Origin of the sequence: Brevibacillus sp. 1238, assembly GCF_029892995.1 — a bacterium.
GTDB classification, from domain to species: Bacteria; Bacillota; Bacilli; order Brevibacillales; family Brevibacillaceae; genus Brevibacillus; species Brevibacillus parabrevis.
The window spans coordinates 424,551-438,919 of record NZ_JARXWC010000002.1 but is presented as its reverse complement, the minus strand read 5'-3'; the positions used below and the strand labels follow the sequence as shown (position 1 = coordinate 438,919).

The 14,369-nt window shown below is 52.6% G+C and carries 13 protein-coding genes; all 13 read right to left on the bottom strand.

All coding sequences use genetic code 11. From position 1 onward, the window contains the following. The 13 genes from M2298_RS06020 to M2298_RS05960 all read right to left on the bottom strand — a co-directional run bounded on the left by M2298_RS06020 (position 1) and on the right by M2298_RS05960 (position 13,993). Positions 1-1,074: a glycosyltransferase gene (locus tag M2298_RS06020; protein ID WP_173595823.1), complete on the bottom strand. Its 1,074-nt coding sequence runs from the start codon at positions 1,072-1,074 to the stop codon at positions 1-3. A 25-nt stretch (positions 1,075-1,099) separates the two neighbouring features. Beyond that, complete coding sequence (locus M2298_RS06015; RefSeq protein ID WP_122963537.1) at positions 1,100-2,050, bottom strand: NAD-dependent epimerase/dehydratase family protein; 951 nt, start codon at positions 2,048-2,050, stop codon at positions 1,100-1,102. After that, complete coding sequence (locus M2298_RS06010) at positions 2,047-2,850, bottom strand: glycosyltransferase family 2 protein (protein ID WP_063226999.1); 804 nt, start codon at positions 2,848-2,850, stop codon at positions 2,047-2,049. The genes M2298_RS06015 and M2298_RS06010 overlap by 4 nt, the downstream gene beginning before the upstream one ends. After that, positions 2,847-3,893: a glucose-1-phosphate thymidylyltransferase gene (locus M2298_RS06005; RefSeq protein ID WP_122963655.1), complete on the bottom strand. Its 1,047-nt coding sequence runs from the start codon at positions 3,891-3,893 to the stop codon at positions 2,847-2,849. The genes M2298_RS06010 and M2298_RS06005 overlap by 4 nt, the downstream gene beginning before the upstream one ends. A gap of 123 nt (positions 3,894-4,016) precedes the next feature. Then, positions 4,017-5,195, bottom strand: coding sequence for a glycosyltransferase family 4 protein (locus M2298_RS06000; RefSeq protein ID WP_122963538.1), 1,179 nt, complete (start codon positions 5,193-5,195; stop codon positions 4,017-4,019). Continuing rightward, positions 5,176-5,598, bottom strand: a complete 423-nt coding sequence (locus M2298_RS05995; RefSeq protein ID WP_122963539.1) for a hypothetical protein — start codon at positions 5,596-5,598, stop codon at positions 5,176-5,178. The genes M2298_RS06000 and M2298_RS05995 overlap by 20 nt, the downstream gene beginning before the upstream one ends. Before the next feature lie 111 nt (positions 5,599-5,709). Continuing rightward, a complete protein-coding gene (locus tag M2298_RS05990) occupies positions 5,710-6,393 on the bottom strand; it encodes a DnaD domain-containing protein (RefSeq protein WP_063226996.1) in 684 nt (227 codons plus the stop codon). A gap of 111 nt (positions 6,394-6,504) precedes the next feature. After that, the gene (gene asnS / locus M2298_RS05985; protein WP_173595822.1) at positions 6,505-7,794 is read right to left on the bottom strand and encodes an asparagine--tRNA ligase; all 1,290 of its coding nucleotides are present in this window, start codon (positions 7,792-7,794) and stop codon (positions 6,505-6,507) included. Positions 7,795-7,986: 192 nt separating this feature from the next. Then, positions 7,987-10,404 (bottom strand): WIAG-tail domain, encoded by a 2,418-nt coding sequence (locus M2298_RS05980; RefSeq protein WP_229049901.1) that lies wholly within the window; start codon positions 10,402-10,404, stop codon positions 7,987-7,989. 177 nt (positions 10,405-10,581) lie between these two features. Beyond that, positions 10,582-12,096 carry an AAA family ATPase gene (locus M2298_RS05975; RefSeq protein WP_122963542.1) on the bottom strand — a complete coding sequence of 505 codons (1,515 nt, stop codon included), beginning with the start codon at positions 12,094-12,096 and terminating at the stop codon, positions 10,582-10,584. After that, positions 12,089-12,616: a hypothetical protein gene (locus M2298_RS05970; RefSeq protein WP_122963543.1), complete on the bottom strand. Its 528-nt coding sequence runs from the start codon at positions 12,614-12,616 to the stop codon at positions 12,089-12,091. The genes M2298_RS05975 and M2298_RS05970 overlap by 8 nt, the downstream gene beginning before the upstream one ends. Before the next feature lie 171 nt (positions 12,617-12,787). Further along, positions 12,788-13,267 carry a cell wall elongation regulator TseB-like domain-containing protein gene (locus M2298_RS05965; protein WP_122963544.1) on the bottom strand — a complete coding sequence of 160 codons (480 nt, stop codon included), beginning with the start codon at positions 13,265-13,267 and terminating at the stop codon, positions 12,788-12,790. A gap of 30 nt (positions 13,268-13,297) precedes the next feature. Beyond that, on the bottom strand, positions 13,298-13,993 hold the full coding sequence (locus M2298_RS05960; protein WP_122963545.1) for a hypothetical protein: 696 nt from the start codon (positions 13,991-13,993) through the stop codon (positions 13,298-13,300). Between the last annotated feature and the right edge of the window lie 376 nt (positions 13,994-14,369).

Genomic DNA, 14,369 nt, shown 5'->3' with positions numbered 1-14,369 from the left:
TCATTTTTTCATCACGCGCAAATACAGTTCTTCCAGCTTCAGTCGCTGTTTGGAAACATCGTGGTTTTTCTCCACCTTCATCCTGGCTCGGGCGGTCATTTCCGGCCACTCGTGCTCGGAGGCGAGGACATGGTTGATCATTCTGCCGAGCTTCGCAGGCGAACGCTCCGGCACGAGATAGCCCGACTCTCCGTGCTCGATCAGCTCGGGAATCCCGGAATGGTAGGTGGAAACAACCGGGCGGCCGGAAGCCATCGCTTCCATCAGCACGTTCGGAATCCCTTCCTGGTCGCCGTTGCGAGCCGTTTTGCAGGCGATGACAAACAAGTGGCATCTCGCCAGTTCGCGCTGCACGTCCTGATGCGGCAAGGCTCCCTTGAGCACGACTTGCTTGCCCAGCTTGTATTTTTTGATCATGCGCCGCAGTTTTTTCTTTTCGTCGCCATCCCCGACGATGATCAGCTTGGCTCGCGGATGCTTTTCGTGCACTTGCACAAACGCCTTGATCAATGTGTCCATGCCTTTCTTCTCCGTCAGGCGGCCGACGCTGAGCAGGCGATACTCGCCGTTCTGAACAGGCTGCGGTGGCAGCATCGGGAATTTGCGCAAGTCGATCCCCGAGCGAATCAGTGTGATTTTGTCACCCGAACAGCCCAGGCGGATCAGACGCTTTTTCATATGGTTGCTGACGACCGTAAACGCCTTGCCCTTTTTGAACAGGCGCTTGAGCGAACGACGATAGCCCGGATTTTCCCGTACGCGCTTGGTCGCATCGAAGCCGTGAAAAGAAGTGATCAGCGGCAACCCCGCTTTTCGCGCGTAGGGAAGAAGCTCCAGGCCAGCGGGACCAAAGCGGGCATGCAAGCATTTGATTTTTTTGCGCTTCATCCACCCGGAGAGTCCTGCCATGGAATTTCGCACATAGACAGGCGCATACGGGAACTGTTTGCGATTGAACGGCCGCTGCCTGGTCAAGACGACAGGTTTGACTCTCTGATGTCCAAGCAGCTGCTCGTAGATGAAGGTTTCACTTCTGGGCAGAAATTTTCTCCGATAGACGAGGACCCGATGCATGCAACTGGCCTCCTATTTTCGAGTTTTAGCTCCTCAGTTGGAAACGCATATCCGCCAACTGTCGGCGCAGCCCTTCTTCCAGGGAAACTTGCGGACGATAGCCCAACCGTTGCTCGGCAAGCCGTATATCTGCGCAAGTCCGCTGCGAATCACCGGCCGGACCAGGCTGAAACCGGATGTTGGGCGTCGTGTTCAAGAGCGTGCCCATGATGGTAAGGACATCGATCAGCTTGATTTCGCGGTTGCCGCCTACATTGAAAATCTCGCCGGGCGCAGCGTGGCGGCCAGCGAGTATGTTCGCCTCTACTGCATCGGTTACGTAGGTGAAGTCCCGCGATTGCTGGCCATCTCCATAAATGACGACAGGATCTCCCTTCATCATCTGCCGGAAAAAGCGGTGAAACGCCATATCCGGCCGCTGCCTCGGGCCGTATACGGTAAAGTAGCGCAACATCGTAATCGGCAAACCGAACGCTTTCACATAGACGGAACAAACCTGCTCCATCGCTTCCTTCGTCACCCCATAAGGCGATACGGGACGCAGCGGAGCGGATTCGTCCGTCAGCGTCCCTTGCATCGTTCCGTATACAGATGAGGAGGAAGAGACTACGATGACAGGCGGTTTCGGTCTTTGCAGGCATGCCTCCAGCAGCAGTTGGGTCGCCAAAATATTGTGGCTGACGTACTCGGAGAATGCCTTGCCCCAGCTGTTCCGCACGCCGGGCAGCGCAGCCAGGTGATAGACGACATCGACTTGGTCCAACCAATCGTTCCAACGCTCTGCCTGCAACATGGTTGAATGAAAAGTAAAGGCGGGATGGCTTCCGATCTCAGCGAGATTGCGAAGCTTGGCAGCAACGTCGTAGTTGTCGACGAAGCCATCGATGCCGATCACTGTCACCCCGTCATTTAGCAAGCGCTGAGTCAAATGTGACCCGATAAAACCAGCACAACCGGTGACAAGCGCTTTTGTCATCGCTTCCGCCGCCTCACTTTCTTCAACCTTTTGATCACGAGATATCCGTCCTTGTAGCCGTAGACAGCTTTGTACTTTTTGCCCCAACGCTTGAGGTAGTATTTGAACGTCTTTTTGCGCAAATGATTCCGTCTGCGCTTCATTTTATTGTCGGTCAGCTGCCCTCTGTGTTTCGTCCGGTTGTACAGCTTCTTGTTAATAAAGCGGACGCGGTATTTTTCGATCAGCCGCAAAATGATGCGGCGATCTTCCATGATGCGGCCTTCGTATTTGTCAGAGGTGTCCCAGCCCCCTACTTCGTGAAGCGCTTCGACCCGGTAGCAGCGCGGCGCGACCATCCAGCGATTGTATTTCAAAAATTGGTATTTGTTGCGAAAATGCTTGTGCTTGACGAGAAACGGATTGTAATACTTCCCGCGCCGCACGCGCCAAATTTTCACGTTCCCGTAGTAAAGCGCGGTGCTTTTCTTGCTTTTGCGAATGTACCTTTTGATGACCGCCAGCGTCCGTTTGGGCAGCCAATCGTCCGAATCCAGCTGCAACAAGTACGGAGTATCAACCATCGACAAAGCCTGATTCATCACTTTGCCGATGCCTGAGTTTTTCTCCATCCGGTAGTACATGATGTTGGGATGGTACAAATACTTTTCGACCTTTTTGCGCGTCTTGTCAGTCGATGCATCATCGATAATCAGCAGCTTCCAGTCTTTTGACGTCTGCTTCAAGACGCTGTTGATTGCTTTGCGGATGAACTTGGCACGATTGTACGTCGGGATGACCACAGTAAAAGTTGGGTTCATGTGTCCTCCCTCTTCACAGCTGGAATGCGAATCGATGACTTGTCGCTCAAAATAAAGACCCCGCTCGTATCCGTTGACTGCCCGACCAGATGGGAGGAACGCCCGAATACACTGTCCGTAATGCTCCAAGCGACATCCATAAGCGAACTGTTTTCCAACATAATACTATTTTCGATATGGGCGCAATTTTGCAGATGTACCCCGTTTTGGATCGATACGTACGGTCCCAATCGGCAGTTTTCGATATGACAGCCCTCGCCGATCAACACAGGCCCGACGATCTCGCAATTTGTGACGATTGACCCTTCCCCAACCCGATGAGTGTTGCCCAAATCTTTTGCCAGCATCCAGCGGTTGGCCTCCAGCCAACGGTCAATCGTTCCGACATCTGAATACTTGCCGCTTGTAAGGGCGTGCGCGATATGGAAACCGCGGTCAATCATGGACTGGATCGCATCCGTGATCTCGTATTCACCACGGGCGGATGGCTGTAGTGTAGCAATCGACTCAAAAATGGGTGGGGTAAACAGGTATGCGCCAATGACAGCCAGATTACTCTTCGGCTGGCGGGGTTTTTCCTCGACCGAGACCAGACGCCCTTCCTGTACTTCGGCAATCCCATAATCCTGTGGTCTCTCCACTTCACTTAGCATCACAGCACCGTCTGAATTATCACTGGTAAACGCACGCATGAGCCCGTGCAGCGAATCCATCAACAAGTTGTCACCAAGTAACAAAATAAACGGTTCGTCTTGCAAGAACGGTTGCGCTAAATGGACAGCATGTGCGATTCCAAGCGGCACCTCCTGCTCGATAAAAGTAATGGTAGCCCCAAATTGACTACCATTGCCCACCAAAGGAGGAATCTGCACTTGGGAAGGGTGTATGACAATTCCGATCTCTTGCACACCCACTTCACGCAGTTTGCTGATGCAGTAGTGTAATACCGGATGATTGGCCACAGGGAGGAGGGTTTTTGGTTGCGAATAGGAGAACGGGTGCAGTCGCGTACCACGTCCAGCACACAAGATTAACCCTTTCACAAGTATCACTCCCCAGTTGTGCTCTGCGATACTTATAAGGTATGCGTCTCGTGATATCTGGACAGGGCAGACGTCCATTCTCCTTGAAGAAAGGGCATAAACCTAGCGATGCCCGAAAAAAAGTTATCCGGTTTTGAGGAGCGGAAGCTTTTCTTTTTGGCGCTTTCCGACTGCATTCTCAAAGACGCGCAGGTAGCCTTGCGCCGTCGCGTACCAGGAAAACTGCTTGGCACGCAGCAGCGCCTGTTTCCCCATTTCCGTCCGAACATAGGGCGCGCTCCACAAAAGCTCCCAAACCGCTGGCAATTCTTTTTCCCAATCTTTGGGAGGAATCAAGAAGCCGCTGCCCTGATGGGTGACAACCTCTTTGATCCCGCCGCGCGTCGTGGAAATCACTGGCTTGCTCGAAGCCATCGCCTCCAGATTGACGCGGCAAAATGCCTCTTTCCAAATCGACGGAGTCGCTACCACGTCGCCAATCTGATAGTAAAGCGGCATTTGGGCACTGGGGACAAAATTGACGAAGCGGACTTTGTCACCGAGCGGTTTCGCCAGCCTTTTCAGTTCCCGCACATACGGATTCAGGCGATTGCTGCCGTAGCCTGTGCCTCCGACGATGACCAGCCGTGCGCGTGGGTCTTGCTTGCTGACCTGGTGAAACGCTTTGATCAGAATATGGACGCCTTTGCCGCGCATCAGCCTGCCCGCGTAAAAAAGCACGCGGTCATCCGGCGACAAACCGACTTGCTTGCGCAGCTTTTTGATCGTGTAATGCAGCTTTGCCACCTGGTAAGGCGACACATCCACTCCGAGATGAACCGCATGAATTTTTTCCGCGGGAATTTTGCATGACTTGATAAAATGTTGCCGCAAAAATTCGCTGTTCGTAATAAAGCCGGACGCCAGGCGAACGACACGCTTCATTTTTTCCTTGCTGATCATGCCCGGCGATCCGTACACATGGGAATGCATATTGACAAAGACCGGAATCTTTGGAAAATGCCTCTTGAGCTGCAACACGTAAATCGGCCGATTTTCCACCAAAATGACATCCGGCTTGTGCTTGCGGATATGCTTGATGATCTTTCGCAAATAAGGACCTGGGCCATCGTAGGAAAAACGGATGAACTCGCGGTTTTCCTCTACCGTCGACTTGGGGTAAGTCGCGCAGCGCCGGGTGTAGATCGTCACTTTGTGCTCGGGATCGATCATTTTGGTCACTTCGTCGATATCGTGCTCCACCGAGCTTCCTTTGACGGGTGGTACGGAAAATGGCCCCGGGCTAATTATGGCGATGTTCATTCCGCTCGCTCTCCCACTCCTTTTTCAAGGACAGAACCACCTGATACAGATGCTGTCTCTCTTTGGACTGTTCCTCCTCTGCCTTTTTCCAGCGTTTTTCCCATGCCGCAAGCGATTCCTTCAGTGCTGCCACTTCCTGCTCCAGCTTTTCCAGCTGTTCGCTCGTCGCCACGTCGGTTTCTCGCATAATAATTTCGAATGTAGGCTCAAGCACCAGTTGTTTTTCCTCATCCGGCTTTTCGTCTGCCGGCTGTTTTGGAACTTGCTCGATCACGGCCTCCTGGGCTTTTTCCACGGGTTTCACAATCGAGATGCGCTCCACCGCTTCATCGACGACAAAATGCCCCGAAAAAACGCCTGGTGTTACCCAGTGGGGCAAATCCCCTTTTTTCCGCTTTTCCATAAGCCTTCCCTCCTGCAACGTGCTTCTACGTAATATGCTATGACAAACGCGGAAAATGGGTACGTGTACAAAGGAGACAGACAATAGAAAAAACCGCTTTGATTGGTAGCATCAAAGCGGCTGTCGATAATCTTTGGACTGATTTTGGCGGCGAAAATTCAAACTGTACAAGCGGGCTTGCTCTACCGTGGTAATTTGCTGCTTTTGCCACTCCAAAAGGATTCTGTCGATGTAGCGAATATGAAGCTTGCCTACCGTTGCGGCCTCACGCAATGCTGTTAGGATCAGCTCTTCCTGGTAACCGTCCTGCTCTGTCCACATGTGGATACTCTCCAACTCAAAAGGAGACAAAGGTCGACCAAACGCCTGCTCAAAACGGGAATAAATCGCAACCGGCTCTGCATCCAATGTCGCAGCAGCCTCCATGAACGGCTCCATCATCCGCGGATCAGCTTGCTGCTCGCGCCAGGTCTGATACAGCTTTTTATACAAAGGAGTCAAATTGTACTGCTCATGGCGCATTCCCGTCTGCGGATCGATAAATTCGTCAATGCTGATCCAGTCTTCCTTCAGCAGCTTTTGCAGCGATTGGATCAATCTCATGCTGGACATGGACATGCGCTCCTCCAGCTCGGTCAAGGTCGGAAAGCGATTCCCTTCCTGCTGAAAAGAAAGCAGATGAATGAGCAGCATCATTTCGTCGTCTGCCAGAGACATTCGTTTGTACATCTTTAGAAGAAGGTTGGAGACGGATGTTGCACCTTCTTGCAACAATTGCAATATATGGGAATCCATAACGCATGTTCACCTCTGGGTTGGATTAACAAGGAAGTGCGTAAAACGCGCTGTCACACAATAGGAACACCCTGCTGCCCTCTCGCAACAGGGTGTATGAGAAACACGAACTTACGGATAGAGACGATAGAGCATACGCGGGAACGGAATCGTTTCACGCACGTGATCCAGACCGCAAATCCAGGCAACTGTCCGCTCAAGCCCCAGACCGAAGCCGGAGTGAGGAACGGTTCCGTATTTGCGCAGGTCCAAGTACCAGCGATACGCTTCCTCGGACAGCTCGTGCTCGGCAAACCGTTTTTCCAACAGCTCCGGATCGTCGATGCGCTGGCTGCCGCCGATGATTTCGCCATAGCCTTCCGGCGCGATCATGTCTGCGCACAGCACTACTTCCGGACGCTCAGGATGCGGCTTCATGTAGAATGCCTTGATCTCGGTCGGATAGTGCGTGATGAACACAGGCTTGTCGAAATGGTCCGCAATCAATGTCTCGTCTGGCGCTCCGAAATCGTCGCCCCACTTGATCTCGCTGCCTTTTTCCTGCAACAGCTTGATCGCATCGTCATACGTGATGCGCGGGAAAGAACCCGTTACGTTTTGCAGTTTGGTTGTATCGCGCTCCAGCGTTTTCAGTTCGCGCTGGCAGTTTTTCAGGACGGATTGCACCACATGGGACACAAAAGCTTCCTGAATGCGCAAGTTTTCCTCGTGATCGACGAAAGCCATCTCCGGCTCGATCATCCAAAACTCGATCAAGTGACGACGCGTTTTCGATTTCTCTGCACGGAAGGTCGGACCGAAGGAATAAACGCGCCCCAATGCCATTGCGGCCGCTTCCATATAGAGCTGACCGGATTGGGACAAATACGCGTCTTCATCAAAATATTTGGTATGGAACAGGTTCGTTGTTCCTTCTGCTGAAGTCGGTGTCAGGATTGGCGGGTCTACTTTCACAAATCCGTTTTCATGGAAATACTCGTATACAGCGCGAATCACTTCGGAACGAATCGCCATAACCGCACGCTGGCGCGGAGTGCGCAGCCACAGGTGGCGATGATCCATCAGGAAGTCTACACCGTGCTCCTTCAGGGAGATCGGATATTCCTGGGCGATCTGAATGATGTCAACGCCTGTTACCGTCAGTTCGTAACCGCTTGGTGCACGATCATCTGCGCGAACGACGCCGGTTATGTATAAAGAGCTTTCCTGAGTCAGTTGGGATGCATTTTCCCAAACGTTTTCCGCTACTTCTGCTTTCACTACTACGCCCTGAATGAAGCCGGACCCGTCGCGAAGCTGCAGAAATTGAATTTTCCCGCTGCTGCGCTTGTTGTACAGCCAGCATCCAATGCGTACTTCTTGTCCAACATGCTGCCCTACTTGGGCAATCGTCGTCAACATCGAATAATTCCCTCCATTTACCATGCCACACAACAGACTAAGTGTACCCAACAATTATACTATTGGGGACAGGCAAATTCAATCAAAGACTCCCTTGAACGGATGGTTACCATAATATAATTATGTTAACAAAAAGCGAGGAAGCCGACTGCACTTCCCACCAACGGCCCCTCGCTTCTTGTTTCTCATTGCTCAGGAACGCAAATCGTCCTCATCACGGAATGTTTCATGCTCATCCGCTGCTTTTTCCTCGCCGGCATCTTCATCTGCTTCGTACTCGCCCTCTTCCCATTCTTCCCCCAAGTCGTCATCCTCTTGCTGCTCATGATGCAGGGCTGTCACCTCGTCATGCACCTGCTCGCCTTTTTCGCCAATGGCGATCCACTGCAAAACGCCGCTGTCTTCCTGCCCGGTTTCCTGACGAAAAACGGTAAGCACAGCCGAGGTGCGTTTGGTGTATTTGAGCGACACGGACACCCCGACCTGATTCGTCATCGCAACCAGGCAATAATGGACGTCTGCATAGGGAGTGGGCAAGCGGACCGTGACGTCTGCCGTCTGGCTTTGCGCCGGGATGCGGAATGGGACAAAGCCAAACTGCTGAAGCGTCGTGCCCAGCTGAACATTCGTCTCAACCGTTTGAAAAGCCAGCTTCTCCCGCGTAATCGACTTGTCGGCCAGATGCTCTGCCGTGACGGTTCTCGGCGCTATTTTCGCTCCGCTAACGGCATGATCGGCCAGCTTTTCTTCCGTTACCGTATTTGTTTGCAGATGCTGACTTTCGATGGAGTTGACGGCAAGATGCTCGCCCGTGAGTGTTCCCTTGACGAGATGGTCACCGCTCAAGCTGCTCTTTTCCACATGTATGCCTGTAATCGCATGCATTTCGAGCTTGCTTCCGTCGACAGCGTGATCCGCCAGTTTTTCGCGTGTGACGCTATTCTCTTGCAGCTTTTCTTTGGAGATGGACTTGGGCTGGATATGTTCGTGCTGCACGGATTGATTGGCAAGATGCTGGGCGGTCACTGCTTTTTCGCCGATTTTTTCGCCAGTGACGGCTCCTTTGCCCAAGTGCCTTGTCTTGATGGCCTCTGTCGCCAGCTTGGGAGACGTAACCGCCGAATCGGCCAGTTTATTTGCGGTAATGCTCAAATCCGTCACTTTGTCGGTCGAAACAGACTCGGGAGCGAGTTTTGACGTCGTCACTACATGATCGTGCAAATGCTGCGTCTGGATCGCATATTCCCGCAGATGACTGCTGCCGATGACGCGTTCACCGATATGCTGCTCCTCGATTGAGCGCCGCGCGATTTTCTCCGCACGAACAGCCCCGTCAGCCAAATGCCTGCTGTTGACGCTCTCCTCCACCAATTGCTGCTCGCCTACGCTGCGATTGGCCAATTTGTCGAGCGTGACGGCTTTGTCCGCCAGCTTGGCTGCCGTGACCTGTTGCTCCCCGATTTTTCTGGTCGTGACGAGTCCATCTTGAAGATGCGTCGTTTGAATGCTGCTTGCTTGCACGTGGACGCTTGCGATCGACTCTTTTGCCACTTTTTCCGAAGTGACGCTGGCGTGATCCAGATGTTCGGTGAGGACGGCGTAAGGACTGATTTTATCGCTTGTGACCGCTTCCGGCTGCAAATGCTGGCTGTAAATGGAATGAAAAGCGATGTGCTGATCCGTGACGCAGCCCGCCGAAAGATGCCCGCCGTCTACGCTGTTCTCCGCCAGATGATGATGCAAAATCGCTCCCTCGCGAATATGCTGGGACTCGATCGAATCCTCCTCCAGCTTGGTGGAAGTCACGGCCCCATCCCGGATTTTGTCGGTCGTGACCGCGCCGTCCTCCAGCTTGACGGAGTTGATCACATAGTTGGCGAGGTTGCGAGTCTGAATGCTGCCCATCTTGATTTTGTCCGATGTGACAGACTGATCTTGAAGCAGCTCATTCGTAATCGCCTGATCCTGGATGTGCTTCGTCTGGATCGCAGACTCTGCAAACTTCATGGAATCAATGGTCTTGTCAGCCAATTTGTCGGACGTAATGCTGTTGTTGACAAGCTTTTGCCCGGTAATGGAATGGTCCTGCACATTTTCGCTGGTGACCACATGCCGTCCCAGATGCTCTCCGAGGATCGCGTACGGAGCGATTTTGTTTGAAGTGACGCTTTTGTCTGCCAGCTTGTTGCTGTCGACGGCGTAGTCCTTCAACAGCGACGTATCAATCGTTCCCGGCTTGATTTTGGACGAATCGACAGCGCGGTTGGCGATTTTTTCCGTAGTGACAGACTGATCCGTCAAATCATCGGTATAAACAAACGATTGCACCCGGTCATCATTGCGATCTTTGATGATCTTGGAAAAAGTCGTCTGGTTGGACGACACACCCTGCTTGGGCATTTTCTGCAATGGTTGTTGTATCGGGCTTGTCGGTGCATGGGAGCTTGGCTTGGGGCTGTTGACAGCGGACTCCAGCAGTTCCAGCTCCAGATCAGCCATCCAATCCTGCTCCGATGTAGAAGATGTTTGCATAAGCGGAATTTCATGCAAGGTTTGCCTGAACGTTTTGGACAGACCTCTGCTCATTTTTTTTCGGTTCGCGTTTGCCATAGAGTCTCCTTGCCTCCTGATGTCATTCCCGGATCATTCTGTAAGATATTCAACCCTATAGGCATTTGGCACCGCAACGCAAAATTTGTTTCGCCCGTTCACAAGTTTTCCCCCACGCAAAAAAACCTGCCAGGCCAACATCAGCTGCTGGCTAGCAGGTTTTTCGTCGCGATTTGATTACGATACAGCCGCTTCCTGTCTCGTTTGGGACAAGAGCGCCCTAAATTCATCTCCTTGCAGCACTTCTGCTTCCAGCAGCGTACCCAAACCAGTCTGGAACACCGCATCGTACTGGCGAAGCAAGCGGTGCGTCTCCTCCAGCAAACGGGACAAGAGTCGCTCTACCTCATCGTGAATCCTCGTTTTGTCTACGTATTGCAGGTGGACAATCCCGAGGTCCGACATCCCGCTGGACACGATTTCCTGAGACATGCCCAGCGCTTGCTCGAAGTCGTTTTTGGAGCCGGTACTGCGTCCGCCGTAGTAGATTTCCTCTGCTACTGCTCCGGCGAGGCTGACCATGATCTGTTTCTCCAAAGCGTCCCTTGTGTACAAATAGCGGTCTTCCATCGGATTTTGCCGAACGTAGCCGAGCGCTTTGCCGCGCGGGCTGAGCGTTACTTGCGAGACAGAACCCGGACGCACGACCTCACTGATGATCGCATGTCCCAATTCATGCAAGGCGACGCGCTTTTTCTCTTCCTCGGAAGCCTGGCGGTCGACTTTTTCTCCGAGCATGACCTTGTCTACGGCGTAAGCAAAATGCTTGGCCATGATCTTGTCGCTTTTGTCGCGCATGGCGTAAATCGCTGCCTCGTTCGCGACACTTTCCAACTGCGCTCCCGAGAAGCCGAACGTCTCCTGCGCCACCTTTTCCAACACCACATCCGCGCCCAGCGGCTTGTTTGCTGTATGGATGGTCAAAATCTGCTCGCGCGCAGGCTTGTCAGGCAAATCTACCGTAATGTGCCGATCAAAACGTCCTGGTCGAAGCAACGCGGCATCCAGCATGTCTTTGCGGTTGGTTGCCGCCATGACCAAAATGCGCGGTTTCTCGCTCGTCGCTACGCCATCCATCTCGGTCAGCAGCTGGTTCAACGTTTGGTCGTACTCCCGTTGTTGCTGCCCATCCCTTTTTCCGCCGACAACATCAATCTCATCGATAAAAATAATCGCGCTGTCCTGTCCGTTTTTCTCGGCCATCGTCTTCGCCTCTTTAAACAGCTCACGGACACGCTGCGCTCCGACACCTACATACATCTCCACGAATTGCGAGCCGGAAGCCGCGACAAAGGCAGAGTTGGTGTAGTTCGCTGCCGCTTTTGCCATCAACGTCTTCCCGGTACCAGGAGGCCCGGTCAGCAGCACGCCTTTGATCGGACGAATGCCGTATTGCTCAATCTTGTCTTTGTAGACGAGAAAATCAAGCGATTCTTTCAGCTCTTTTTTGGCGCGTTCCTGACCGCCGATATCGGCAAACTGCACGTCCGACTTGGGAATCTCGTGCTTGTTCTGCTTCCGTTTGCCGCCGAGCGCCACATTGCCGCCCTGACCGTTTTGCTGACGGATGACGAGGAAATAAATCGCCCCCAGCACGGCGGCGAACAAAATAAACGGTGTGATATTCACGCCCAGAAACACAAGAAAAACGAGTATCGCAGGAACGACGCCGATCAGTACCTCTTTACCCACGAGCCGTCACCTCTTTTGCCTCGGAACGGGGAACAATCGTATAAAAGTCCTCCGTTCCTTTTTTCAAATAAACGTAGATGTTTGCGTCATCCATAAAAGCATCTGCCGCATCGAGCTTGTTCGTCTGTTTCCACTCCGCAATCAAGGCAGGAATGCGGCTGTATTGATGCAAATCCAGCGCTTCGGTGAAAATAAACTGGCCGCTTTTCCAAACCTGTGTCATGGCTTCCGACTGATTCGCTACCACGATAGCGACTTGCTTGTCGCCCGCAATATTTTTCGTTCGCGCAACCAGATCGCGATACTCCGCCGGAAATGCCTGCGGATTCGTCACTTTTACATCTATCTGAATTTTATCTTTGCCTACATGGAAATTACTGAGTGTAGCTGATTGCATCTGGCTGACTTCTGTACGGATCGGCTCTTCAATCTCCATCTTCTGATACAAGAACCATCCTCCAAACAGGAGAGCCAGTGTCGCCAGCAAGGACAACCCGATTGCACTTTTTTTCAACTGCACAGCTAGTCCCCCCATATCGCGTTCTCGTTTTCTCTCTTGTCAACGAACCCAGTATATCACATGAGTATATCAATTTTTTATACAGATGTTGGGTGGCATGCCAAACAGGCCTTTTCCAACAAGGAAAAGACCTGTCGCGAGCGTATATACCCTCTGGGTCAAAACAAGCAATCAGGTAGGCGACAATACATAAGAAGCGAGCAGGGCGCCACTGAACAAGTCATAGTGCAAGTAATGATAGCGACCGTTTGCATCCTTCACGGTCACTTCCCAAAACTTCTTGTCCTTTTCAAGTCCGGGCACGATATGGGTAATCTCGGACTTCGGAAAAGCCTTGTTTACCGCATCCTCCACATTTTTGCGCGGAACGGCAAGATCCATGCGATCAAACGATACTTTGTCTGCGGTCATCCAGGCTACTACAGGCGTACCGGCTTTGTTCTTCCCGATCACCACGGCATAGCTTTCCGTACCGCGATATTCGTCGATGGATTCGATTTCGGCAATCGTCGTCCTCGTCTGCACCCACTCACGTACGGTCGCATCGAATTGCGTGCGCTCTCCTGCTACGGAAGCAGTCAAATGATAGGCGAATCCCGCGATTGTCAACAACAGCGCGGCGATTACTCCCACGATAATTCTCACTAACACGTTTTTGGTAACTCCTTTATGCGGTTGACATTACAATCGGAAACGAAGCTGGTCCTGTTTGATCCCCGCCACGGTTCTGATTTGCATTTCCAGCTCCAGTTGGCGAAGCGCGCCTGTGTCAGGCTCATACCAGAGCTGATATTCGATGTTGATCCCTTTGGCAAGCTCAGGGGTAATATCAGCGATCGGAAAGGACGGCCCGAGCCACATCGCCAACAAGGATGTCACTTTTTCCGGCGGCACCGTGAGACGATAACCGCTCCAGTCGCTTCCCGAAGTATCGGCGATCGTCTGCGGCTCGACCGATGACAGCACGCTTTGCAACAGGACAGCGTGTTCATACGGCGTAAACAGGGCGTAAGGGAGTGCTGCATGATCCTGAACTTGTCCGTCTATTGTTACGGTAACCGGCTGCTCCTGGTTACGGCTGATGGCCAGCTTGTGCCCGCCGATTTCTCCGTCCAGGCTGAATGTCTCATGCCGATAGCGGCCATTCAGCGCTTGGTCCTGCATGTAAACGAGAAACGAGCGCTCCTCTGACCGAGTCAGCTGTTCCAAAAGTTGCGGCACGGCATACGCCTCTCGTTTGCCAATCAAGCCCTGTTCATTCCCGGCATCGGCAGCTGAACGGTTCCACAAACCAAAAGAGCCGAGCGCCATCCCGAGGCCAAACAGGCCGAGAAAGATCGGGATCAGCCACCATAGCTGTTTGGGCCGGACGTACATCTGGCGTTCCCCCTGTCCCATTTTTGTCATAGCCTATGCTATACGGGAAGGTTTTAGAACGGCACGGAAAACTTGCTAATCATAGCTCGGGGCCAAGCGGTCATACTACTTATACACCCGCAAGGAGGTGAGCGCGTGAAGTCGCCGCAACAAAACGCATCTCCTGACATACTTGGGTTTTTGCTACAAGAATACCGCGTCTCCTGGGCTGGACTGTCTTCTCCCTTGCGTCAACTGTCGCACACACCCACACTGCATTTTCGCCATCATCCCCTGACAGAGCTGTGGCGAAAATGAGCACGGCACGATGTAATACCCAAATTCCCCTACCTACACCTACACTCCCTTACTCCTGTCCCACACCAGACAGGAGCCT